The sequence below is a fragment of the Micromonospora sp. NPDC002296 genome (genome assembly GCF_040296145.1).
Taxonomy (GTDB): Bacteria; Actinomycetota; Actinomycetes; order Mycobacteriales; family Micromonosporaceae; genus Micromonospora.
In genome coordinates this window covers 56152-79020 of record NZ_JBEOWQ010000009.1, presented here as the reverse complement: position 1 = coordinate 79020, position 22869 = coordinate 56152, and the positions used below count along the sequence as shown (strand labels likewise).

Annotated in this window: 22 protein-coding genes and 1 tRNA gene; 16 read left to right on the top strand and 7 right to left on the bottom strand. The window is 75.4% G+C overall.

Going from position 1 to position 22869, the window contains the following annotated elements; genetic code table 11:
- Window position 1 precedes the first annotated feature (1 nt).
- The 6 genes from ABT023_RS10370 to ABT023_RS10345 all read left to right on the top strand — a co-directional run bounded on the left by ABT023_RS10370 (window position 2) and on the right by ABT023_RS10345 (window position 5681).
- Entirely contained in the window at window positions 2–874 is an 873-nt protein-coding gene (locus ABT023_RS10370; RefSeq protein WP_350883819.1) for a PH domain-containing protein, read from the top strand.
- A gap of 102 nt (window positions 875–976) precedes the next feature.
- The gene (locus tag ABT023_RS10365) at window positions 977–1816 is read left to right on the top strand and encodes a SigE family RNA polymerase sigma factor (RefSeq protein WP_350883817.1); all 840 of its coding nucleotides are present in this window, start codon (window positions 977–979) and stop codon (window positions 1814–1816) included.
- A 56-nt stretch (window positions 1817–1872) separates the two neighbouring features.
- On the top strand, window positions 1873–3159 hold the full coding sequence (locus tag ABT023_RS10360) for a hypothetical protein (protein WP_350883815.1): 1287 nt from the start codon (window positions 1873–1875) through the stop codon (window positions 3157–3159).
- Entirely contained in the window at window positions 3156–4034 is an 879-nt protein-coding gene (locus ABT023_RS10355) for a PHP domain-containing protein (protein ID WP_350883813.1), read from the top strand. Before ABT023_RS10360 ends, ABT023_RS10355 begins: the two co-directional genes overlap by 4 nt.
- A 32-nt stretch (window positions 4035–4066) precedes the next feature.
- Window positions 4067–4681 carry a MarC family protein gene (locus ABT023_RS10350; protein ID WP_350883811.1) on the top strand — a complete coding sequence of 205 codons (615 nt, stop codon included), beginning with the start codon at window positions 4067–4069 and terminating at the stop codon, window positions 4679–4681.
- An 88-nt stretch (window positions 4682–4769) separates the two neighbouring features.
- Complete coding sequence (locus ABT023_RS10345; protein ID WP_350883809.1) at window positions 4770–5681, top strand: RecB family exonuclease; 912 nt, start codon at window positions 4770–4772, stop codon at window positions 5679–5681.
- A 65-nt stretch (window positions 5682–5746) separates the two neighbouring features.
- On the opposite strand, the gene ABT023_RS10340 is transcribed toward ABT023_RS10345, so the two are convergent.
- Both ABT023_RS10340 and ABT023_RS10335 read right to left on the bottom strand, forming a co-directional pair.
- Window positions 5747–6595, bottom strand: a complete 849-nt coding sequence (locus ABT023_RS10340) for an oxygenase MpaB family protein (protein ID WP_350883807.1) — start codon at window positions 6593–6595, stop codon at window positions 5747–5749.
- Between the two features lie 49 nt (window positions 6596–6644).
- The gene (locus ABT023_RS10335; RefSeq protein ID WP_350883805.1) at window positions 6645–7073 is read right to left on the bottom strand and encodes a Fur family transcriptional regulator; all 429 of its coding nucleotides are present in this window, start codon (window positions 7071–7073) and stop codon (window positions 6645–6647) included.
- 197 nt (window positions 7074–7270) lie between these two features.
- On the opposite strand from ABT023_RS10335, the gene ABT023_RS10330 reads away from it, so the two are divergent.
- The gene (locus ABT023_RS10330; RefSeq protein WP_350883803.1) at window positions 7271–7753 is read left to right on the top strand and encodes a DUF2231 domain-containing protein; all 483 of its coding nucleotides are present in this window, start codon (window positions 7271–7273) and stop codon (window positions 7751–7753) included.
- A gap of 23 nt (window positions 7754–7776) precedes the next feature.
- Here ABT023_RS10330 and ABT023_RS10325 read toward each other — a convergent pair whose 3' ends face one another.
- On the bottom strand, window positions 7777–8124 hold the full coding sequence (locus ABT023_RS10325; RefSeq protein WP_350883801.1) for a hypothetical protein: 348 nt from the start codon (window positions 8122–8124) through the stop codon (window positions 7777–7779).
- 64 nt (window positions 8125–8188) lie between these two features.
- Here ABT023_RS10325 and ABT023_RS10320 point away from each other — a divergent pair, with 64 nt between their 5' ends.
- Window positions 8189–8374, top strand: a complete 186-nt coding sequence (locus ABT023_RS10320) for a hypothetical protein (RefSeq protein ID WP_350883799.1) — start codon at window positions 8189–8191, stop codon at window positions 8372–8374.
- Window positions 8375–8472: 98 nt separating this feature from the next.
- Here ABT023_RS10320 and ABT023_RS10315 read toward each other — a convergent pair whose 3' ends face one another.
- From ABT023_RS10315 to ABT023_RS10305, 3 genes are all read right to left on the bottom strand, one after another.
- Window positions 8473–8973, bottom strand: coding sequence for a flagellar biosynthesis protein FlgA (locus ABT023_RS10315; protein WP_350883798.1), 501 nt, complete (start codon window positions 8971–8973; stop codon window positions 8473–8475).
- Window positions 8974–9166: 193 nt separating this feature from the next.
- Complete coding sequence (locus ABT023_RS10310) at window positions 9167–9586, bottom strand: FmdB family zinc ribbon protein (protein ID WP_350883796.1); 420 nt, start codon at window positions 9584–9586, stop codon at window positions 9167–9169.
- A gap of 18 nt (window positions 9587–9604) precedes the next feature.
- On the bottom strand, window positions 9605–10291 hold the full coding sequence (locus ABT023_RS10305) for a 5-formyltetrahydrofolate cyclo-ligase (RefSeq protein WP_350883794.1): 687 nt from the start codon (window positions 10289–10291) through the stop codon (window positions 9605–9607).
- Between the two features lie 85 nt (window positions 10292–10376).
- On the opposite strand from ABT023_RS10305, the gene ABT023_RS10300 reads away from it, so the two are divergent.
- The 7 genes from ABT023_RS10300 to ABT023_RS10270 all read left to right on the top strand — a co-directional run bounded on the left by ABT023_RS10300 (window position 10377) and on the right by ABT023_RS10270 (window position 18655).
- The gene (locus ABT023_RS10300) at window positions 10377–12638 is read left to right on the top strand and encodes a diguanylate cyclase (protein ID WP_350883792.1); all 2262 of its coding nucleotides are present in this window, start codon (window positions 10377–10379) and stop codon (window positions 12636–12638) included.
- 9 nt (window positions 12639–12647) lie between these two features.
- On the top strand, window positions 12648–13607 hold the full coding sequence (locus tag ABT023_RS10295) for a UTP--glucose-1-phosphate uridylyltransferase (protein ID WP_350883790.1): 960 nt from the start codon (window positions 12648–12650) through the stop codon (window positions 13605–13607).
- Window positions 13604–14908, top strand: a complete 1305-nt coding sequence (locus ABT023_RS10290) for a molybdopterin molybdotransferase MoeA (RefSeq protein ID WP_350883789.1) — start codon at window positions 13604–13606, stop codon at window positions 14906–14908. The genes ABT023_RS10295 and ABT023_RS10290 overlap by 4 nt, the downstream gene beginning before the upstream one ends.
- Window positions 14909–15016: 108 nt before the next feature.
- Window positions 15017–15667 (top strand): GNAT family N-acetyltransferase, encoded by a 651-nt coding sequence (locus ABT023_RS10285; protein ID WP_350883787.1) that lies wholly within the window; start codon window positions 15017–15019, stop codon window positions 15665–15667.
- 179 nt (window positions 15668–15846) lie between these two features.
- On the top strand, window positions 15847–16641 hold the full coding sequence (gene sepX / locus ABT023_RS10280; RefSeq protein ID WP_350883785.1) for a divisome protein SepX/GlpR: 795 nt from the start codon (window positions 15847–15849) through the stop codon (window positions 16639–16641).
- Window positions 16642–16835: 194 nt separating this feature from the next.
- Window positions 16836–16909 (top strand) — tRNA-Ala (locus ABT023_RS10275).
- Window positions 16910–17278: 369 nt separating this feature from the next.
- Window positions 17279–18655, top strand: a complete 1377-nt coding sequence (locus ABT023_RS10270) for a M23 family metallopeptidase (protein WP_350883783.1) — start codon at window positions 17279–17281, stop codon at window positions 18653–18655.
- A gap of 153 nt (window positions 18656–18808) precedes the next feature.
- Here the strand turns inward: ABT023_RS10270 and ABT023_RS10265 are convergent, their stop codons facing one another.
- The gene (locus ABT023_RS10265) at window positions 18809–19663 is read right to left on the bottom strand and encodes a hypothetical protein (RefSeq protein ID WP_350883781.1); all 855 of its coding nucleotides are present in this window, start codon (window positions 19661–19663) and stop codon (window positions 18809–18811) included.
- A gap of 191 nt (window positions 19664–19854) precedes the next feature.
- Here ABT023_RS10265 and ABT023_RS10260 point away from each other — a divergent pair, with 191 nt between their 5' ends.
- A complete protein-coding gene (locus ABT023_RS10260) occupies window positions 19855–22869 on the top strand; it encodes an AfsR/SARP family transcriptional regulator (protein ID WP_350883779.1) in 3015 nt (1004 codons plus the stop codon).

The window sequence follows — 22869 nt, the reverse complement described above, 5'->3', positions numbered from 1 at the left end:
GATGGGAAGCCCCTCCGGCCCCCCCTTCGATCCCGACGACCCCGACCGGGGGCACCGGGAGCGAGACACGGAGCCGATTCCCCGGGTCCGACCCGACGACGTGCCGGGTTCCCGCTCTGGGCCCTCGGACGGCCCCCCGTTCTCGGACGACGTCGGCTACGGCGACGGCCCGTACGCGGGCGAGGGGCGCTCCGGGCGTGCCTGGGTCCGCGACCCCGAGGCCGGCTACCAGGCACCGCAGATCTCCGAGGAGGAGCTGGCCGGCCTGCGGGTCGACGCCTCCGGCATGCCGCTGGGGCCCCGGCGGGTCCTCCCGCTGGAGGACGAGCCCAGCTCGCTCGTCGCCCGCTACCTCTTCCCCACGGAGCGGTACCGGGGCGAGTGGAAGCGGCACTGGATCCACCTCACCACGCCGATCCTGGTGGGCATCGCCGCGACCTTCGTCCTCGGCTACCTCTCCGGCTTCCTCGCCGGGCAGGACGTCGGCGCGCTGACCACCATCGCGGTGCTGCTCTGGTTCGCCGTGATGGGCTGGGTCGCCTGGCGGGTCGCCGACTGGTGGTACGACCGCTTCATCCTGACCAACAAGCGGGTGATGGTCGTCAACGGCATCATCACCCGCAAGGTCGCGATGATGCCCCTGGCCCGGGTCACCGACATGAAGTACGAGCAGAGCCCGACCGGCCGCGCGCTCAACTACGGCACCTTCGTGCTGGAGTCCGCCGGCCAGGACCAGGCGCTCCGCGAGATCAAGAACCTGCCCAACCCCAACGAGCTCTACCTGCGCGTCGTCGAGGAGATGTACGAGCCGCAGGCAGTCGAGGCGCGGTTGGGCAAGGAGGCGGACGAGGCCAAGGCCGACGACGGCGCCTGAGAACTCCGTCCGAACATCGGATAACAAGGCACCAATCGCCGTCGACCGACGCGCCCCGGCGTGGCAGCCTGCCAGCAGGGCACGGGGGCGCGGGAGGTGGGCGTGGCCGGTAGGGACCCGCTGGAGGAGGATTTCCGTGAGTTCGTCGAGGCCCGTTCCGGTGCCCTGCTGCGCACCGCGTACCTGCTCGCCGGGGACTGGGCCACGGCCGAGGACCTGCTCCAGACGGCCCTGACCAAGACGTACCTGGCCTGCCGGCGGCTCGGCGGGATCGACGCGATCGAGCCGTACGCCCGCCGAGTCATGGTCAACACCTCGACGAGCTGGTGGCGGCGACGCTGGCACGGGGAACGGCCGACGGAGGTGCTGCCCGAGCGGGCCGGGACCGACGAGATCGAGCAGCAGCTCGACCGGGACGTGCTCTGGCGGCACCTCAGGGCGCTGCCCAGCCGGCAACGGGCGGTGCTGGTGCTGCGCTTCTACGAGGACATGTCGGAGGCGCAGACCGCCGCGCTGCTGGAGATCTCCCCGGGAACGGTGAAGAGCCAGACGTCCCGGGCGTTGGCCACCCTGCGCCGCCGGCTGGGAGAGCAGGCGGCCCTCGACCTGCCCGGATCGACGCGGTCCGCCGGCCGGGAGCCGCCGCGTCGCCCGTCCGGGGCCGCGGCGTCGGACGCCCCCGTCCCGGCCCGCGCCGGCCCGCCCGACGCGTCCCGGACGCCACCGCGCCGGCCCGCGCCGGCCGAGGAGCCGTCCCGCGTGCCCGCAGCCGTCTCGTCCCGCGTGCCGGCCGATGCCCGACGTGCCGCCGGCGCCCCACGCCGCAGCGGCCGCCCGAAGGACTCGGCGCCGGTGGCCGCCCCAGCCCCGCCGGTCGCCGACGTCGTCGCGGCCGACGCCGTCGGGGCGTCCACCCGGGCCGTCGGCGCGGAGAGGCGGTGAGCGGCGTGCCGATCCCCGCTGACAACCGGACGAGGGGCCCCGGGCGTCCATTGGATGTGCCGAGAGACGAGCTGGAGCGCGCGGTCCGGGAGACCCTGTCCCGGCAGGCCGCCGCGCTCCGTCCCCTCGCCGTGGACCCGGCGGGCCTGGCCATCCGGCGCGCCAACCGCACCCGTCGCCGCCGCACCCTGACCGGCATCGCCCTCGCCGGGACGGCCACCGTGCTGGTCAGTGCCGGCCTGGTGCAGTTCGGTGCGCAGGCGGGCCACCCGACCACCCCGACCGTGGTGCTCGGCGACCCGCGTGAAGCCACCGCCGGCCCGACCCCGCACCTGGTGGCGAGCCCGTCGGCCGGGGCCGCCCGCCCGATTCCCGGCCCGGGCGGCTCCGCCGTCGACCTGATCGTCGGCACGACCCTGCGCACCACCCGGGCCGAGAGCATCCCGCTCGGGCTGGGTGCGGTCGACCGGGCCCAACGCATCCCCGACCGGGGCGGCTGGCTGGTGGTGAGCGGTCCGACCGCGGCGGGCCGGACCCTGCTCTCCGTGCGGCCGGACGGCAGCAGCCAGGCGCTCCTCGCGGGCGCGGGGGCCGTCGCCGTCGCCACCACCGGCCGGCAGGTGGCCTGGCGGGACGGCGACCGGATCACCCTCGCCGGAATCGTCGGCGAACGACTCGTCGCGGTCACCAGCACGCCTGCTCCCGGGCCGGCCGTCCCGGTCGGCTTCGTCGGCGACGCCGTCCTCGTGCGCCTCGACCCCGCCCGCCCCGGGTACGCGGTGTGGCGACCGGCCGTGGGCGGGATCTCCGCCGGGACCGGGGACGACGTCCTCGCCGTCCACGGGAGACTGCCGGACGGCCGGGCGGTCGGCGTGGTCACCACCGGTACGCCCGGCCGGCCCTGCCTGGCGCTGCTCGACCCCGCCCGGAACCTCGCCGTGACCCGTACCGCCTGCGGTCCGGTCCTCGACGCCGACGGGTTCGGCGCGGTCTCCGCCGACGGCCGCTGGCTGCTGGCCAACGGCCGTACCGGCGCGTCGAAGGCCACCGGGGCGCTCCTGATCGACCTGGCCACCCTCGACGGGACGCCGGTGGCCCGCCGAGCCGGTCCGGCGCTGGCCGGCGCGGCGGCCTGGACCCCGACCCGGACCGCCGGGTACGTCGACGGGCGCGGCTGGCTCGTGCAGGTGCGCACCGACCGGGTGCTCGCCGGGGAGCAGGCCGACGCCGCCCCCGTGTCCGGCGTCGACGCGGGCGGCCGGCCGCTGGTGGTCACCGACGTGACCCCCAGACCTCCCGCCCCGGCCGGGGCCGTGCCCGCGGCGGGTAGCGTCGGGCGATGACCCCGCACCCCGGACCGGCAGCCCGCATCGACCTGCACACCCACTCGACGGCCAGCGACGGCACCCTCACCCCGGCCGAACTGGTCCGGGCCGCGGCCGACGCCGGACTGGACGTGCTGGCGATCACCGACCACGACACCACCGCCGGCTGGGCGCCCGCCGTGGCGGCGCTGCCTCCCGGGCTGACCCTGATCCGTGGCGCGGAGATCTCCTGCCGCTGGTACGGAACCGAGCCGGCGGTGGCGCTGCACCTGCTCGCGTACCTCTTCGACCCGGACCACCCGGAGCTGGTCGCGGAGCTGGCCCGGATGCGGGCCGGCCGTGAGGTGCGCGGGGAGCGGATCGTCGAACTGCTGCGCGCCGACGGCGTCGAGGTGAGCTGGCCGGAGATCCTGGCCGGGGCGGCCGGCGGGACGGTGGGCCGGCCGCACATCGCCCAGGCGCTGATCCGGGCCGGGCTGGTGACCACCACCGTCGAGGCGTTCGGGTCGGCCTGGCTGGGGGAGCGCTACCGGTTGCCCAAGGAGGACCTCGACGTGTTCCGGGCGGTCCGGCTGGTCCGGGCGGCCGGCGGCGTGCCGGTCCTCGCCCACCCGAGGGCCAGCCGGCGGGGGCCGATCGTGCCGGACGGGCTGATCGTCGAGCTGGCGGCGGCCGGTCTCGCCGGCCTGGAGGCCGACCACGAGGACCACTCGCCCGCCGAGCGGGCGCACGTGCGGGCGCTCGCCGCCGAGCTGGGCCTGTTCGTCACCGGCTCGTCCGACTTCCACGGCACGCACAAGACCGTCCGGCTCGGCGCGTTCACCACGGCCGTCGAGGTGTACGAGCGGATCCTGGCCGAGGCCGGCGGGGTGACGCCTGTCGCTTCGACCTGATCCGCCTTCACCCGCGCGGCTACCGTGTCCGGGTGGATCCCAAGCTCTTCGGCGAGGTCTTCGTGACCCTGCTGGTCATCGTCGACCCGCCGGGCATGATGCCGATCTTCCTCGCGCTCACCGGGCCGTTGTCGGCCCGGGACCGGCACCGGGCGGCGTGGCAGGCCGTGGCGCTGGCGCTCGGGGTGATCGTGGTCTTCGCCGTGGCCGGCCAGACCCTGCTCGCCTACCTGCACGTGGACCTGCCGGCGCTCCAGGCGGCCGGCGGGCTGCTGCTGGTCCTGGTCGCCCTGGAACTGCTCACGGGCAAGGCTGACGACCCCACCCAGCAGTCCACCTCGAACATCGCCCTGGTGCCGCTGGGCACCCCGCTGCTGGCCGGGCCGGGCGCGATCGTGGCGACCATGCTCTTCGTCCAGCAGGCCGACGGGGCCACCGACTACGGTGCCATCGCGGCGGCCATCGTCGCGGTGATGCTCACGGTCTGGCTCGTGCTGCGCTTCTCCGGCGGGATCGTCAAGATCCTGCGGCCCGGCGGGATCGAGGTGCTCACCCGGATCGCCGGCCTGCTGCTCGCCGCCATCGCGGTGCAGCTCATCGCGGACGCCGTCGCCGCCTTCGTCACCCAGTACGTGAACATGGCCTGACCCGACCCGCCCCCGGCCGCCCGCCGTCTGCCCCGACCCGCCGACCGGGTCGGACGGGCCGTCGTACCGGGGTGGCAGGATCGGTGGGGTGCGACGAGCCTCCTCACCCGGACGATCCACCTCCGGTCGGGCCCCCCGGGCCCGCGCCGGCCAGCCCGAGCAGCTCGGCTTCGACGGCATGCCGGAGCGGCTGTTCGTCTGCACGCCCAGCAAGCTCGGCGCGTACGCGGACTGCCCCCGCCGCTACCGCTACTCGTACGTGGACCGGCCGGCGCCGCCGAAGGGCCCGCCCTGGGCGCACAACTCGCTCGGCGCGAGCGTGCACACCGCCCTGAAGAACTGGTACGCGCTGCCCGCCGACCGCCGGCGGCCGGAGGCGCTGGTCACGCTGCTGAAGGGCACCTGGGTCCGCGACGGTTACCGCGACGACGAGCAGGAGCGGGAGGCGTACCGGCGGGCGCTGGGCTGGCTGGAGTCCTACGTCGACACCCTGGACCCGGAGACCGAGCCGGTCGGCGTCGAGCGGGTGGTGGCGGTGAAGACGGCGGTGCTCGCGTTCAACGGCCGCACCGACCGGATCGACTCCCGACCCGGCCCCGACGGCCCGGAGCTGGTGATCGTGGACTACAAGACCGGCCGCACCGGGACGGACGCCGACGACGCGCGCGGCTCCCAGGCGCTGGCCCTCTACGCGTACGCCGCCGAGCGGGTGTTCCGCCGGCCGTGCCACCGGGTGGAGCTGCACCATCTGCCCACGGGAACCATCGCGGCGCACGAGCACACCGCCGAGTCGCTGACCCGGCAGCTCACCCGCGCCGAGGAGACCGCGCGGGACATCATGGCCGCCGAGCGGGCGGTCGCCGACGGAGCCGACCCCGACGAGGCGTTCCCCACCACGCCCGGGCCGCGCTGCGGCTGGTGCGACTACCGCCGCACCTGCCCCACCGGCTCGCAGACACCGGGCAAGGAGCCCTGGGCGGCGCTGGAGCGCACTGTCTGACCGACGCCGCGCCGCCTGACCGGCACCGCGCCGCCGCCGCCGGGGCGGGCCAGGACCCGCGGGGATCAGACGGCGACGCCGGCCGCCCGCGCCTTCGCGGCCTGCTGCAACGGGCCCTCCCGCCAGCGGCGCGGCAGGGCCGCCAGGGCGAGCCGCAGGGCGCGCACGCTGAGGTCGGCCGACAGCTCGGTGGTCGGCAGCCCCAGCCCGCCGTACATCCGGCGGGCCCAGGGCGGCAGCAGCGCGAAGGCGGTGCCGGCGACGCCGAGGTACGCGAACCGGGCCGGCCCGAGGCTCAGCCCGACCCGGGCCGGGAGGTTGAGCTTCCACGGGATCGGCGGAGCGGTGAGGAAGACGGCCGTCTCCGCCGCCTCCCGGGTGATCCGCAGGTCCGGCCGGACCCGCCGGTAGTACTCCGCCACCTCCCCGGCGGTGCCGGGCACGTCCGCCGGGTCCAGCCCGACCAGGGCCGCCACCCGGCGCTGCTCGCCGTAGTAGCCGTCCACCTCGGCGTCGGTCAGCCGCAGCCCGGCGCGGCGGGCGGTGCTGAGGAACGACTCCACCTCGGCCACGTGCACCCAGCGCAGCAGCTCCGGGTCGTCGACGCGGAACTCCTCCCCGGTGGCCGGGTCGGTGGCGCGCAGCCGGGCGTGCAGCCGGCGTACCCGTGCCCCGGCGGCCTCGGCCTCGGCGGTGGTGCCGTAGATGGTGGTCGCCACGTACGTGGCGGTGCGGACCAGCCGCCCCCACGAGTCGGCGCGGTAGTCGCTGTTCTGCGCCACCCCGGCCATGGCCCGGGGATGCAGCGCCTGGAGGTAGAGCGAACGCAGGCCGGCGACGATCAGGATCGGCTCCTCGTGCACTTTCCACGTGACCGATCCCGGACCGAACAGGCCGAGGTCATCGGAGTCCACCCGACCAAGGGTGCCACGCCCCGAGCCCGGCCGACGGTGGTGGTGTCAGTCAGTCGTCGGCGGAACGGCGGGACTGGCAGACCGGGCAGAGCCCCCAGAAGGTGACTTCCGCCTCGTCCACCTCGAAGCCGTACGCGGTGTTCGGGTCGAGGCACGGGGCCGCGCCGACCGCGCAGTCGATGTCGGCGATCTCGCCGCAACCCCGGCAGACCACGTGGTGGTGGTTGTCCCCGGCCCGCGCCTCGTAGCGGGCGGGGCTGCCGGCCGGCTCGATCCGGCGGGACAGCCCGGCCCGGGACAGCGCGCCGAGGACGTCGTAGACGGCCTGGGTGGAGACGGAGTCGAGGCGTTCCCGCACCCGGCGGGTGATCTCGTCGACCTCCAGGTGGCCCCCGGCGGCGAGGACGTCCAGCACGGCGAGGCGCGGCCGGGTGACCCGCAGGCCCCTCGACCGAAGCAGCTCCTCACCACCGGACATGAGGTCAATGACAACACGGCCCCCACCAGGCGACAAGCGAGCTCCTCGGCCGGGTGGCCAGGGCCACAGCCCGCCGTCGCCCGGAACCCGGGTTGAACCGGGCAATCGACGCGCGCGTGTACCCGATCGTCGGCACTGCCGTGGCGTCGGATCGTCGTACGCTGGCTGCCGCGGACCGCGTCCACTGGAGGTGCCGGGTGTTCAGGGAGATCAACGGGCTGCCAGGCCACGTTCTGGTGATCCACGCCGCCGTGGCGTTCGTTCCGCTGCTGGCCGTGCTGGCTGCCGCGTACGGGTTGCTGCCGAGGTGGCGCCCCCGGCTCGGCTGGGCGGTGGCCGCCCTCGCGGTGGTCACCCCGATCGTCACCTGGGTGGCGACGGAGTCGGGCGAGGCGCTGGAGGATGCGCTGCGGGAGAAGGGCTACCCGCCGCAGATCCTCGACCAGGTCCACGAGCACGCGGAGTACGGCGGGACGCTGCTCTGGTTCACCGTCGGCCTCGCCGTGGCGGCCCTCCTCCTGCTGCTGGTGACCCGCAACGACGACCGGGTCTCCCGGCTGCCCTCCTGGGCGCCCCTGCTGCTGACCGTCGTGGTGGTCGTGCTCGGGGTGGCCTCGCTGGTCTACGTCTACCTGACCGGTGACACCGGCGCCCAGGCGGTCTGGGGCGGCATCCTCTGACCGTCCGTGCGGCGAGGGCCCGGTCAGAAGATCGCCCGGGAGCAGAACAGGCAGACCAGGGCGACCAGCACCACCGCTGCGGCCCCGCCGACGCTCCAGGTGACCCACTGGGCGCGCTGTTCCTCCACGTCCAACCCGGCCGTGTCCTGCGGCGGCAGGTGCCGGGGTGGTGCCGCCCGCAGGTGCACCGGGGGCCGCCAGCCGGGCGGCGGGGGCGTGGTGGGCGGCGGCCCGCCGTACCCGGCCGCCGGGCCGGGACTGTCTGCGCCGGCCGGCCGTTCCTGGCCGGGGGCCGCGCCGGCGCTGCCGGGAGCGTCCGGCGGGCGGCGCCAGTAGTCGTCCTCGGGGCGGTCACCGCTGGGCGTCGTCACGCCGTCCGACGCTACCAACCCCGGGACCGCGTGGCCGACCGGACGCGGGCCGGAACCGGTACTCTTGCCGCTCGTGAGCATCGACCCGGGGACGCAGGCGCGCGGCGACGACGACCGCGCCGTCGAGCTGAGCGACGACTTCGTGGTGCTGCCCGAGCAGACGGCCGACGACACCGACCGGGGTTGGGGCGAGCGGTCCGGCGGCAACGACGACTGGCTGCTCGCCGAACGCCCGCCGCACTGGGCCTGAGCCCCGCCGCCCGTCGTCCCGGCCTGTCCGGGCGTCCGGGCCCGCCGCCCGTCGCGCCACTGCGGCGCTCGGCCGTGCCGTCCTGCTCCGCTCGGCCGTCAGCCGCGGACCACGATGGCGAACCGGCTGCCCTCCGGCAGTCCGACGGCGCGCTGCGCCTGCTCCGGGCGCAGCGCCAGGTAGAGCGCCGAGGAGCCGTCCGCCGCGCCGGCCCCGACCACGTCGAGCACCAGCGCGCGGGACGCCAACAGGTCGGCCTCGGCGGCCCGGCCGTCGGCCGGCACGGCGAGCAGGTCGACCCGGGCGCCGGGGCGGACCACGGCGAGCGCGGCGGGTTCGGCCAGCCGGACCGGGACGCCGACCGCCCCGTCGGGCAGCGGCAGCGCGGACGGCGGGCCGCCGGTGGACGGCACCGGGCCCGGGCCGGGGGAGTTGGAGCCGCCCGGCGGTGGCGGGCAGCCGGCCGGGGTCTGCAGGACCGCCGCGGCGAGCCCGAGGAGGACGGCGACGAGGGCGGCACGCAGCAGCGCGGACCGTCCTGGAAGCCGGGGCCGGCGCACCGGCCGCAGTGTTCCCGTGCCCGCCCCGGTGATCGCCATCCGGTCCTCCCGCCTTCCCCGGGCGCCGTGGTGGCACCGGGGCACCCCGTTTCGCCCGGCGCCGTGACGGCACCGGGAGCAGCAGGCTAGGACGGGAAGGGCCGGCCCCGCCCGGGTCGGGGCGGGGCCTGTGGACAACCGGGCCGCCTGTGGACAACCCCCACGCGGCGCGGCGATCTGCTAGGGAACCGGGTCAGGAGGAGCTGGAACCGCTGGCCGCCGGGGCCTTCGGCGTGCCGCCCGAGGACGCCGACCCGGACGAGCCGCCCGAGGACGACGACCCGGACGAGGTCGACGAGCCCGAGGACTCGCTGGTCGAGCCGCCGGACGTGCTCGACGACGACCCGGAGTCGCCGGACGACGAGTCGGTCTTGGCCGGCTTCTCGGAGCCGCTCTTGGCCGGGTCGGCCCCGGAGCGGGAGTCGGTGCGGTAGAAGCCCGAGCCCTTGAAGACGATGCCGACCGAGTTGAAGACCTTGCGCAGCCGCCCCGCACACGCCGGGCACTCGGTCAGCGGCTCGTCAGAGAAGGACTGCACCGCCTCGAGCTGGTGACCGCACGCGGTGCAGGCGTACTGGTACGTGGGCACGTTCTCCTCCGGATGATCTGGCACGGCCGGTTGGCACTCGGCTCATTCGAGTGCCAATGGTGCGTCATCGGACCCGGGTTCGTCCAGCGGAAGTGCCGGGGCCGGCCCGGGGCCGCCTGTCAGCGTACGCAGCCCCGTCCCGGGGCCGATCACCGCGCGGACCGGCCGGTCGTGCGGCTCGACCGGGAGGTGTTCGCGCAGCTCACCGTCGTGCAGCAGGGCCACCGTCAGGGTCCTGTCACCGGCCCGGGCCAGCGCCCGGTCGTACGAGCCGCCCCCGCGGCCCAGCCGTCGCCCGCGCCGGTCCACCGCCAGGGCCGGCACCACCATGAGCTGGGCGGCGGCGACCGCCGACCGGCCGAGCCGCGGGCCGGTCGGCTCCCGCAGTCCCCGCCCGGCCGCGACCAGGCAGCCGGGGCCGGTGTACGCCGCCCAGTCCAGGTCGAGGTCGTCGCACAGCACCGGCAGCAGCAGTTCGGCCCCGGGCGACAGCGCCGCGCGCAACGCCTCCGGCAGCTCCGGCCCGCCCGGCTCGGAGCCGACCGGGACGTACGCGGTCATCAGGGTCGGGCGCAGCCGGCGGACCACCTCGACCAGCGCAGCCCGGACGCGCGCCGCCGCCTCGGCCCGGGCCGCTGCGGGCAGCGCGCGGCGGCGGGCGAGCAGTTCAACCCGGGCACTCCGCTTCGCCGCACGGGTCACTTCCGCGTCATCAGAAAAATCAGGCACGCAACACTCCTGACGCAACGTTTCCCACCCGGTCGCACTGTGTCAGCATCGCTAGCATCGGGCGCGGAACTTCCGGGGGGAAGCGTTGACGCTACGCGGGCGGTTGACGGCAGCCTTCCTCGCGGTGGTGCTCGGCCCGGTCCTGCTCGGCGCGCTCCTCGTCGGCTCGACCATGGCGGCCGTCGACCGCAGCCGCTCGGCCGAACGGCTCGGGCTGGCGGCGGCGAGCGTGCGTACCTCGGTCGACGCCCTCTGCCAGCAGTTGCGGGCGGCGGCCGACGCGGTCGCCCTCGTCGCCGACCAGGCCGGGCGGCCCGGCGCGGCCGGGCAGGTGGTGAGCCGGGGCCTGGCCGCGGCCGTGCTGGTCACCGACGTGGCCGGCGGCGTCCTCTACGCCACCCCCGGCGCCCTGGCCGGGCCATGGCGGGATTGCTCCGCCGACAACCCCGCCGGTGGGCCGGTCCGCGCGCTCACCGCGCGGGTCGGGCTGCGCGACCGGGCCGGCGCCGACCTGGGCGCGGTCGCCGCGGCCCAGCCGGTCGACCCGGGCTTCGTGGCCCGGCTGGCGGCGGTCACCGGCGTCGCGGTCACCCTCCTCGACGACGCCGGCGGCGTCGCCCACACCACCGAGGACCCAGGGGTACGCGACGCGGTCCTCACCGCCGCGCGGAAGGTCACCGGGGACCGGGTCATTGAGACCGTGGACGGCCGGTACGTCCGCCGGGTGGGCCCGTCGCCGGGGCAGCCGCTGCCGCTGGTGCTCTCCGTGCCCAGCGAGCAGCCCCCCGGCCTGTACGCGGCGCTGGTCGGCGCGGTGGTGCTGGCCGGGCTGCTGGCGGTGGCGGTGGCCTGGCGGCTGGCCCGGGTCACCACCCGGCCGCTGGTCGAGCTGGCCGGCGGGGTGGACCGGGTGGCCCGTGGCGATTTGGGCGCCCGGGTGCCGGTGCGCAGCCGCGACGAGATCGGCCGGCTCGCCGCCGCGTTCAACCGGATGACCCGGGAGACCGACTCCTACGTGCAGGCGCTCACCAGCAGCCGGGACCAGTTACGCGGGCATCTCGCGGTGCTCGGCGACACCCTGGCCAGCACCCACGACCTGCAACGCATCCTGCGGGTGATCCTGCACAGCGCCATCGCCGCGACCGGGGCCCGGGCCGGGGCGGTGCTGCTGGTCGACGGCGGGGTGCTGGTGGGGCGGTGCGCCGAAGGGCTGGACGGGCGCTGGCCCGCCGCCGGGGCGCTGCCGGACGCCGCCGACCCGGCGCGGCCCGCCGGCGTGGACCCGGCGGCGCTGCGGGTGCCGGTGGGGCGCGGGGTGGTCGGCTCGGTGGCGGCCACCGGCGAGCCGTGCCGGGGCCGCGTCGATCCGGCGGCCGAACCGACCGGGGAGCCGCGCTGCGAGACGTACGTCGCGGTGCCCTTCGCCACCCCCGGCGGTCTCGCCGAACGGGCCGGCGCGGAGCCTGCGACGGCGCTCGGCGTGCTGGTCCTCTACGACCGGCTCGGCGGGGACGAGTTCGACGACGACGACCTGGTCACCCTGCGCACCTTCGCCGGGCACGCGGCCGTGGCGGTGGACAACGTCCGGGTGCACGAGGAGGCCCAGCGGCTGTCGCTGACCGACCCGCTCACCGGGCTGTGGAACTACCGCTACCTGCGTGAGTCGATCCGCCGGGAGGTGGAGCGGGCCAGCCGGTTCGGCCGGATGCTCAGCGTCCTCGCGCTCGACCTGGACCGCTTCAAGACGGTCAACGACACCTGGGGGCACGCCGCCGGGGACGCGGTGCTCGCCGAGTTCGCCCGTCGGCTCCGGGGCGAGATCCGCGAGGTGGACCTGGCCTTCCGCCAGGGCGGGGAGGAGTTCGTGCTGCTGCTGCCGGAGACCGACGCGCGGGGCGCGACCATCGTGGCCGAACGGCTCGGCGCGGCCGTCCGGGACACCCCCGTCGCGTTGGACGGGCCAGGCGGGGTGACCATCGAAGTGACCGTCTCCGTCGGCATCGCCGTGTACCCGGACCACGCCACCACCGGCCAGCAGGTCCTCGACGCCGCCGACGCCGCCCTGTACGCGGCCAAGGCGGCCGGCCGGGACGTCTGGCGGCTGGCCGAGGCGCTGCCCTGGCCCCCGGTGGAGGAGATCGCCGTGCCGGCCGCCGCGGTCAGCCCCTCCGACGGGCTGCCCCGGGCGGGCGCGGCGATCGACGGGCGGGAGTCCCCGGCCCGCGTCGCGGCGGCGGTCGGCCCGGCCGACCCGGAGGCCGGGCGGCCCGACGTGCCGGTGGCGCGGTCCGGGCCGGGCGGCGCGTCTTCCGGTCCTCACCCGTCGCGGCACGCCCGTGGCCGATAGTCTCGCGACATGTCGGAGCACTCAGCGAACCCCTCACCGGCCGCCGCAACCGGTCGTTCCCGCGCCGTCAAGGCCGTCATCCCCGCTGCCGGCCTGGCCACCCGGTTCCTGCCGGCGACCAAGGCGGTGCCCAAGGAACTGCTGCCGGTGGTCGATCGGCCGGTGCTCCAGTACATCGTCGAGGAGGCCACCCAGGCCGGCATCGGCGACGTGCTGCTGATCACCGGGCGCGGCAAGACATCGATGGTGGACCACTTCGACCGTCGGCCGGACCTGGAGGCCCGGCTGGAGGCCAAGGGCGACACCGAGCGGCTGGCCGCCGTGCGCGGGCCCAGCGAACTGGCCGAGATCTACACCTGCCGCCAGCCCGAGCAGCTCGGCCTCGGCCACGCCGTCGGGTACGCCGAGTCGCACGTCGGGGACCAGCCCTTCGCGGTGCTGCTCGGCGACGAGTTCGTCAAGCCGTCCGAGCCGCTGCTACCGGCGATGCTGGAGCTTCAGGCCCGCACCGGTGGCGTCGTGCTGGCCTTCTTCGAGGTCGACCCGGCCGAGACGAAGCGGTACGGCATCGCCTCCGTCGAGCCGGCCGAGCCGGAGCTGACCGACGTCGGTGAGGTCGTGAAGGTCACCGGCATGGTCGAGAAGCCGAAGCCGGAGGACGCCCCGAGCAACCTCGCCGTCCTCGGCCGGTACGTGCTGCCGGGGCGGATCTTCGACGCGATCCGGCGGACGAAGCCGGGCAGCGGCGGGGAGATCCAGCTCACCGACGCGATGGAGCTGCTGCGCACCGAGGGCGTGCCGGTGCACGCGATCGTCTACCGGGGCACCCGCTACGACACCGGCATGCCGCTGGGGTACCTCCAGACCGTGGTGCAGATCGCCGCCGAGCGGGAGGACCTCGGCGCCGAGTTCCGTGCGTGGCTCGGCGAGTTCGTCGCCGCAGGCGCGTCGGGCGGTCCTAATACATGACCGCGACGGCCGACGCCGAGGCGGCCGCGAACGAGTTGACGCCGCTCGCCGACTACCTGGGCAGCGTGCTGCGCAGGTTACGCGCGCTGCCTCCGCTCGACCTCGACCTCACCCAGGCGTACGGCAACGTCCTCGCCGAGGACGTCGTCGCGCCGCACTCCTTCCCGGCCTTCGACCAGGCGGCCGTGGACGGGTACGCGGCACGCTGGGAGGACCTCTCCGGCACGGGCCGGGCCGGGGGGTACCACCCCGGCCCGCCCGGTTCCCGCACCGTGCGGCTGAACGTGGTCGGCGACCTCGGCGCGGCGAGCTGGCGTCCGGTCCGGCTCACCCCGGGCTCCTGCTTCTCCGTCGCTGCCGGGGCGCCGCTGCCGATCACCGCCGACGTGGTGGTGCCGGTGGAGTGGACCGACCAGGGCATGGCCGCCGTGGAGATCTTCCGCACCCCCAAACGGGGGTACGGGGTACGCCGCGCCGGTGAGGAGCTGCCCGCCGGTACGCTGCTCGCCCGCGCCGGCACGTACGTCTCCCCGGCCCTGGTCGCGGTGTTCGCCGCCACCGGCATCGGGCACGTGGTGGTCCGGCCCTGCCCCCGGGTGGTGGTCGTGGCCACCGGCGACGAGCTGGTCGACGTGGGCCGGGGCAGCCAGCCCGGCCAGGTGGTGGACGCCAACTCCCACGCGCTGACCGCCGCCGCGGCCGAGGTCGGGGCGCTGGCGTACCGGGTGGGTATCTGCGACGACGACCCGGAGGGGCTGCGCGGGCTGCTGGAGGACCAGACCCTGCGCGCCGACCTGATCATCACCACCGGCGGCACCGGTACCGGGCCGGGCGACATGGTGCGCCGGATCCTGTCCCGCCGGGAGGGGGGCCGGGCCGGGCCGGTCACCTTCACCGAGGTGGCCCTCTATCCCGGCACTGCCCTCGGGTTCGGTACGGTCGGCGCTGAGGAGGTGCCGGTGGTCTGTCTTCCCGGTGAGCCCGGCGCGGCGCTGATCGGCTTCGAGGTGTTGGCCCGCCCCGCCATCAACCTGCTGGCCGGGGCCGAGCCGGTGTTCCGGCCGAGCGTCCGCGCGCATCTGCTGGAGACCATCACCTCGCCCGGCGGGCTGCGCGAGTTCCGGCCGGCGCACGTGGCCGAGCGGCGCGGCGGCGGATACACCGTCCAGCCGTTGTCGGGCGGCCCGTTCACCCTTTCCGGGCTGGCCGAGGCGAACGGGCTGATGGTGCTCGGCGAGCGGGTCACCGCCGCCGCCGCCGGCTCCACCGTGGACGTCCTCCTGCTGGACCGGCGCCGGTGAGTGCGAGGAGTGAGCTTGCGAGCCCCGCAGTCGCGACCGGAAGGCGGGCTCGGTGAGCGCGAGGAGTGAGCTTGCGAGCCCCGCAGTCGCGAGCGGAAGGCAGGCTCAGTGAGCCTGTTGCGGGCCGGGCGGTCGCCGGGCTGGCCGGTGGTGCTCGTGGACGGTCCGGTGCTGCTGCGGCCGTACCGGCGCTCGGACGCGGCGGCCTGGTCGGAGGTGCGCCGGGCCAACCGGGCCTGGCTGACCCCCTGGGAGTCCGCGCTGCCCGGGAGCTGGGACGAGCTGAACTCGCCGGCCGCGTTCCGCTGGGTGCACCGGGACCAGCGCCGTTCGGCGCGCACCGGCGAGGGGATGCCGTTCGCGGTCTGCCTGCGCGAGCAGGAGCGGGAGCGGCTGGTCGGGCACCTCAACATCGGCAGCATGGTCCGGCGGGCGTTCTGCTCCGCGTACGCCGGGTACTGGGTGGACTCGCGGGTCGCCGGGCAGGGGGTCATCCCCACCGCCCTGGCGCTCGCGGTGGACCACGCCTTCGGCCCCGGTGGGCTGCACCGGATCGAGGTGAACATCCGGCCGGAGAACAAGCCGTCCCGCCGGGTGGTGGAGAAGCTGGGCTTCCGTGAGGAGTCGTACCACGTGCGTTACATGCACATCGACGGCGCCTGGCGTGACCACATCGGATACGCCATGACCAGCGAAGAAGTGGCCGCCGAGGGCGGCCTGCTGGCCCGCTGGCACCGGCTGCGCGCGACCGCCGGGTGAAGCGGCCCACCTGTGCCTGATCGGCGCGGCGCACAATCAAGACGGTCGGCGGCCCGTAACCTCAAGTAACTGCAAGCTATGGCAAGCGTTGCCCGCCCGCAGGATCGACCGACAGGAAGGCGATTTGTCGAAGATCCTGCGGCCGTACGGCGGTTGTCCCGAATTCGGTGACGGGAGGGGTGAGGGTGCCGACCTCGGTGCTCCTCGCCGTCCTCGCCGCCGCCGGTCTGCTCGCCCTCGCGCCGGCCCTGGTTCGTCGGTACGACGCCACCGAGCGGCTGGTGGCGGAGCGGGCGCAGTCGACGGCGCGGGTGCTCCAGCGCCGCCGGCGGGGCCGCACTGTGCCCGGCCGGCGACCGGTCAACCCCTCCCGAGCCCTTGTCGTCACCCTGAGTGAAGATACGAACACGGGCGGTCTGTCCACCCCGGTCTCCGCACCGCCCGCCGCCGGCCGCCGACGACGTCGGTTGAGCGCCGTCCCGCCGGCGGCGAAGTCCCGTCGACGGGCCGTGCCCCGCCGCCGCCAGCACACCCCGGCGATCTACCGCCGCCGCCGGGTGCTGGCCGCTCTGCTGCTGCTCAACTTCGTCGAGCTGATCGGCGTGGCCGTGGTCGGCCCCGGGTTCTGGATCAGCTTCTCGGTCACCGCGACGCTGCTGGTGACGTACGTCGTGCACCTGCGCAAGCTGGCGCTGGTCGAGCGCCGGCGGCGGCGGGCCCAGGCCCGGGAGGCGGCGTGGCTCGCCGCGCGCCATGCCGAGGTGCGCCGCGAGCAGGCCCGCCGCGCGGCGGCCCGCCGGGAGGCGCAGCGCCGCCTGGCGGCCCAGCGCGAGGCGGTACGCCGCACGGCGATGGGCCTGGACCGCCCGGCAGACCTGCCGCCCGCGGCCAGCGGCGGCTCGGTGTCGTACCGGCGGACGGGCGGCCTGCGGGGCCGTCCGTACCAGTCGGGCCGCACCTCCCACACGGCCTGACCCCCGCTCGGCCTGCCCCCCCGTTCGCGGGCGCTGGGGCGATCTTGGAAGATTTCGGCCCCTCCGGGGGCCGTTTCTTACCAAGATCCGCCGAGCGGGTGGGGTGATTCGCTCGGCGGACGGGTGTGCTGTTAGTCTTGCTGCCGGCCCGCCCGGTGAAAGCCGGGTGGGACCGAAGCCGGTTCGCCGGCGGAGGGGCTGTGGCGCAGTCCGGTAGCGCACCTCGTTCGCATCGAGGGGGTCAGGGGTTCGAATCCCCTCAGCTCCACCCGGTTAAAAGGCCGTTTCCCATGGGGGAGACGGCCTTTTTCGATGTGACCCGGGTGGGTCTACCTGCTCTTCTGTGTCCGCCCGGGAAGAAGGCGAGCAACGGCCGTACGGATCTTTGCAGCGCAAGGTGGTTGCTACCTAGTCTGTGCGCCATGGGCTGGAACACCTCTGCCGTCTTCGTCGCCGGCCAGGCCGGGCGGGTGGTCGTCAGAGCGGAATGAGGCCGGATCGGGCGGCGTGTCGCGACGAGTGTGGCCCGCATCGGCCCCAGCGCACCTGCCGGCTGGGTCGATCTTCCGGCTCGGCTGTCCCGCCACTAGGATCGACATCCTTCTACCTCGTAGCCCAATCCGGAGGGAACTCCTCAATGACGGGTCTATTCGCCCGCGTCCTCACGTCGGCCTGCCTGGCACTCGCGACCGCCGGTGCCTCGGTGCTCGCGGTCGCGGGCACCACCGCTGTCGTGGCCACGCCGGCCCAGGCCGCCGGCCCCCGGCCCAACTTCCAGATGCCGGTTCCCTGCGGCGAGACATGGAGGATGGCCACCTACTACGGCCACGAAGACTACGACATCGACCTGACCTTCACCGGCGGGGCCAGCAACGGCCGGCCGATCCTCGCCTCCTACAGCGGCACCGTCACGTTCGCCGGCTGGGGCAACAGCGGCGGCTGGTACGTGATCATCGACCACGGCGGCGGTTGGCGGACGTTCTACCTGCACATGATCGAGACGCCGATGGTCCGCGCCGGGCAGGGGGTGTCGACCGGCCAGCAGCTCGGCCGGGTCGGCAGCACCGGCAACTCCACCGGCCCGCACCTGCACTATGAGCAGGTGCGCGACGGGGTCAAGACCGAGTCGTACTTCAACGGCGTGGCCTCCGGCATCACCTCCGACGGCAGCCCGAACACCGGTCCGCTGTACATCTCCGGCCCCACCTCGGCGGCCCGGAACATGACCAGCCAGAACTGCGGGCAGGTCAACACCAACCGCCAGGTGTACGAGTCCGGCAGCCACAGCGGTTGGCAGATGCTGCCGGTCAACGGCATCACCGGCTCGGCCACCGCGTCGATGGTCATGGGCACGAACAAGCTGCTCTACACCGTCAACGACGGCCGGGTGTACGAGGCGTCCAGCGACACCGGCTGGCGCAACCTGTGGACCGGCATCTCCGGCGTCAGCAACAACGCCATCGCCGTGATCAACGTCGACGGCGTGAAGTACGTCTACACCGTGGCCGGGGGGATGGTGCACGAGGCGTCCAGCGCCAATGGCTGGCGGAACCTGAACACCGGCATCTCCGGGGTCAGTGCCAACGCCCTGGCCGCGATCAACCTCAACGGTGTGAAGATCGTCTACACCGTGGCCGGGGGCTCGGTGCACGAGGCGGCCAGCAACAGCGGCTGGCGGAACCTGAACACCGGCATCTCCGGGGTCAGCGCCAACGCCCTGGCTGTGATCAGCGTCGACGGCGTGAAGTACGTCTACACCGTGGCCGGGGGGATGGTGCACGAGGCGTCCAGCGCCAATGGCTGGCGGAACCTCAACTCCGGCATCTCCGGGGTCAGCGCCGACGCCCTGGCGGCGATCAACCTCAACGGTGTGAAGATCGTCTACACCGTGGCCGGGGGTGTGGTGCACGAGGCGGCCAGCAACAGTGGTTGGCGGAACCTCAGCTCCGGCGTCCGTGGCACGGCCGTCTCGGCGACGAGCAACAGCGGGGTGAAGATCCTATACACCGTCTGACGGCTGTTCCGGCACGCCCGGACCGCACGGTCCGACTCCGCCTGCCTGGCGACCGGACCCGGGATCCCGCTGGATACCGGATCGGATCGCCAGGCCGGCGGCCCCCGTCCGGGCCTCGTCCGATCGATCGAGGGCCAGGCCCGGACCCACGGGTCAGCTACCGCAGATGCCGTACCCGTTGAGGCTCCACGTGCCGGCGAAGCCGTCGGCGTCCTCGGTCGCCCGCACCCGCACGGTGGTGCCCGAGGTGATGTTGATCGCGTTGAGCAGCACCTGCCCGTTGCCGGCGTTGATGTCGGCCCCCGCGCTGTACAGCGCCTTGCCGGCCGGGCAGGTCCTGAGGTGGGTTCTCTGCGGGTCGCTCGAGCTCGTTCCCGTCACCACGATCCGCTCCAGCCCGGCCGGCGCGGTGGCGCAGACCGCGAACGACGTGGCGCTCCAGCCGGTCGGCGAGGTGCCCTGCACCGCGACCGCCCGGACGGTCACCGACGACAGGTCGGACGACGGCACCACCTGGTCGAGGACGACGTCACCCAGGCCGCTGTTGATCCGCCCGCCCATCCCGATGACCTTCTTCGTCCCGCAGCTCGCCGTGACGAACTCCGCCCCGACCGCCCCGGTCGTCGCCACGACCTGGTAGCCGGCCGGTGTGGTGGCGCACTGGGCGAGGGCCTGGAGCCCCCAGTCGCCGGTGAAGTTCGTCGGGCCCACCTCCCGCATCGTCACGAAGAAGCCGGTGCCGTTCGCCAGCGGCTCCAGCCGGTCCAGCCCGACCCGGCCGTCGGCCGTCGACCCGGCCGTGAGGAAGCCACCGCCCCCGGTGACGACCTTGCCGGCCGGGCACGACGCGAGCGCCGACTTGTCCAGGCTGCTCTCGGCCGCCGACTGGGTGACCGTCTCCAGCCCGGCGGGATCCGCCGAGGCCGGCACCGCCCCGCCGATCGCCCCCAGCACCGCCGCCGCCCCGACGACCGCCGTCAGCACGCCACGTCCCCTGATTGCTCGCATTGTCGATCTCCCTGTCCACCCCGGACGGTCGGCGCGCTGGCACCGGCCCGTCTCCGCCGGTCCATCGCCGACGGCTGGGGAAAGCCTGGGCGGACGCGCTTGGCGTCCGCTATCCGACCGCTTGCCGCCGGCAGCCCCACACCTCCCATCCATAGACTGGGGCCGTCCGATCACGACTGGTGGGGAACGTCATGCGGTGGTCCGTCCTCGGTCCTGTCCAGGCGACCGCCGGGGGCCGGGTCCTCGCCATCGACCGTCCCCAGCAACGCGCGGTGCTCGCACTGCTGCTGCTCGACGCCGACCGGCTGGTCCCCGCCAGGCAACTCGTGGCGGCGCTCTGGGCGGACGACCCACCGGCCACCGCCCGGACCCAGGTCCAGGTCTGCGTCTCCCGGATCCGGGCGGCCCTGCGCGCCGAGGGCGCGGCCGACCTGCTGGTCACCCAGGGCGGCGGCTACCGGCTCACCGTACGGGGGACGGAGCTGGACCTGGCCGAGTTCACCGCGGCGGTCGAGCAGGCCCGCGTCGAGGAGGCGGCCGGCCGGCCGGCGGAGGCGGCGCGGCTGCTGCGCGCCGGCCTGACGCTGTGGCGTGGGCCGGCGCTCGCCGGCGCTGCGGGTGCCTTCGTCGCCACCGCCGCCGCCGGCCTGGACGAGCAGCGGCTGGTCGCCCACGAACGGCTCGCCGCCGTGGAACTCGGCCTCGGCCGGTGCACCGGGGTCGCGCACGCCCTGCGCCCCCTGGTCACCGCCCACCCGCTGCGCGAGCCGCTGGTGGCCCGGTACCTGCTCGCCCTGGCCGGCTGCGGCCAGCAGGCCGCCGCGCTGCGGCTGTACGCCGAGACCCGGCGCCAACTCGTCGACGAGCTGGGCGTGGAGCCGGGTGCCGAACTGGCCGAGGCGCACCTGCGGGTGCTGCGGGGCCAGGCGTCGACTCGGGCCGTACCGTCGGGCCCTGGCCCGTCGCCCGCGCCCGACCGACCCGCCGCCGGCCCGCCGCCGCCCGCCACGCCCGTGCCCGCCGCGCCCGTCTGGGCAGTCGCGTCCCAGCCCGCCGGGCCGCCCCCGGCGCAGCTCCCCGGCGAGCCGGCCTGGTTCACCGGGCGGACGGCGGCGCTGCGCGAGCTGAACGACCTGCTGCCCGGCGATCCTGACGGCGAGGACGGCCCCATCCGCACCGGCCGGGACGGTGCCGGCCGGGCGGTCGTGATCTCCGCGATCGCCGGCACCGCCGGGGTGGGCAAGACCACCCTCGCCGTGCACTGGGCGCACCGGATCGCGCACCGCTATCCGGACGGGCAGCTCTACGTCAACCTGCGCGGGTTCGACCTCGACGGCCGGGCCGTCCCGCCGGCCGAGGCGCTGCGCGGCTTCCTGGCGGCGCTGCACGTGCCGCCCCAGCGGGTGCCCACCGACCTGCCCGGGCAGTCCGCGCTGTTCCGGAGCCTGCTCGCCGGCCGGCGGGTGCTGGTGCTGCTCGACAACGCCCGCGACGACGAGCAGGTGCGGCCCCTCCTGCCAGGCTCACCGGACAGCCTGGTCGTGGTGACCAGCCGCAACCGGCTCACCGGGCTGGTCGTCAGCGACGGGGCCCGTCCGGTGACCCTGGATCTGCTCGCGCCCGCGGAGTCGCGGGAACTGTTGGGCCGCCGGCTCGGCCGCGGTCGCGCCGGCACCGAGCCGATGGCGCTCAACGAGATCGTGCGGCGCTGCGCCGGCCTGCCGCTGGCGCTGGCCATCGTGGCAGCCCGGGCCGTCGGACAGCCTGACGTGCCGCTGGCCGCCCTCGCCGCGGAACTGCGCAAGACCAACGCGGACCGGCTCGCCGCGCTGGAGACCGGTGATCCCGCGACCGACGCCCGGGCGGTCTTCTCCTGGTCGTACCGGGCGCTGGACGCCGAGTCCGCCCGGCTGTTCCGGTTGCTCGGTCTGCACCCCGGCCCCGACGTCGCGCGGCCGGCGGTGGCCAGCCTGGCCGGCCTGCCCCCGTCCCGGGTCGGCCCGTTGCTGGTCGGGCTGGCCCGGGCGAACCTGCTCACCGAGCGTGTCCCCGGCCGGTACGCCATGCACGACCTGCTCCGCGCCTACGCCTCCGAGCTGTGTCACGAGGCCGACCCGGAGGCCGAGCGGGCCGCCGCCCGGAGTCGCCTCCTCGACCACTACCTGCACGCCACGCACGCGGCGGACCACCTGCTCGACCCGTACCGGCTGGCCCGGCCGGCGACGCTGCCGGCACCGGAGCCGGGAGTGACGGTGGGCGACCGGCCGGACCACGCCTGGGCGACCGGCTGGTTCACCGCCGAACATCACGTCCTGCTGGCCGCGGTGGAACAGGCGGCGGGCACCGGCCTGGACCGGCACGCGTGGACGCTGGCCGCCGCCCTCACCACGTACCTCGACCGGCGCGGGCACTGGCCCGAGCTGGCCGCCGCGCACCGCACCGCCCTCGCGGCGGCCCGACGCCGAGACGACCTGGCCGGTCAGGCCCTGGCGCACCGGGGCCTGGCCATCGCCTGCACCTGGCTGGGCGACCACCGGGGTGCGCACCTGCACTACGGCCGTGACCTGGAGCTCTACCGGGAGCTGGGCGACGACACCGGGCGGGCGCACACGCACCTCGGGGTGAGCTGGGTGCTGGCCCGGCAGGGCCGGCACCGGGCGGCGCTCGACGAGACGCAGCGGGCGCTCGACCTCTACCGGGCCGCCGGCTACCGGGTCGGGCAGGCCAAGGCGCTCAACAACCTGGGCTGGCTGCACGCCCGCCTCGGCGAACCCGGGCCGGCGCTGCGCTGTTGCCAAGCGGCCCTGCGGCTGCACGAGGAGAACGGCGACCGGCACGGCGCCGCCCTGACCTGGGACAGCCTCGGCTACGTCCACCACGGGCGCGGTGACCACGGGCAGGCCGCGGACTGCTACCGGCGGGCGCTCGCGCTGCACCGCGAGTTGGGCGACCGGTACGACGAGGCGGAGGTGCTGGACAACCTCGGCGACGCCGAGCGCGCGGCCGGCGACCTCGCCGCCGCCCGGCGGGCCTGGCGGGCGGCGTCGGCCATCTTCGACGAGCTGCGCCACCCCGACGCCGACCGGCCCCGGGCCAAGCTGGCCGCCACCGCCGGGCCGGGCCGACCACAGTCGTACCGGCCCGCCCCACTCGTGGTCGGTCAGACCACCCCGGGCCGCCCGGCGCCTGCCGATCCGCACTCGTGA

Coding starts and splice junctions, on each gene's coding strand:
- ABT023_RS10290 (WP_350883789.1), top strand. CDS start 13,604: ATGACCGCGACGGCCGACGCCGAGGCGGCCGCGAACGAGTTGACGCCG.
- ABT023_RS10315 (WP_350883798.1), bottom strand. CDS start 8,973: ATGGCGATCACCGGGGCGGGCACGGGAACACTGCGGCCGGTGCGCCGG.
- ABT023_RS10355 (WP_350883813.1), top strand. CDS start 3,156: ATGACCCCGCACCCCGGACCGGCAGCCCGCATCGACCTGCACACCCAC.
- ABT023_RS10270 (WP_350883783.1), top strand. CDS start 17,279: ATGACGGGTCTATTCGCCCGCGTCCTCACGTCGGCCTGCCTGGCACTC.
- ABT023_RS10335 (WP_350883805.1), bottom strand. CDS start 7,073: ATGTCCGGTGGTGAGGAGCTGCTTCGGTCGAGGGGCCTGCGGGTCACC.
- ABT023_RS10295 (WP_350883790.1), top strand. CDS start 12,648: ATGTCGGAGCACTCAGCGAACCCCTCACCGGCCGCCGCAACCGGTCGT.
- ABT023_RS10265 (WP_350883781.1), bottom strand. CDS start 19,663: ATGCGAGCAATCAGGGGACGTGGCGTGCTGACGGCGGTCGTCGGGGCG.
- ABT023_RS10260 (WP_350883779.1), top strand. CDS start 19,855: ATGCGGTGGTCCGTCCTCGGTCCTGTCCAGGCGACCGCCGGGGGCCGG.
- ABT023_RS10370 (WP_350883819.1), top strand. CDS start 2: ATGGGAAGCCCCTCCGGCCCCCCCTTCGATCCCGACGACCCCGACCGG.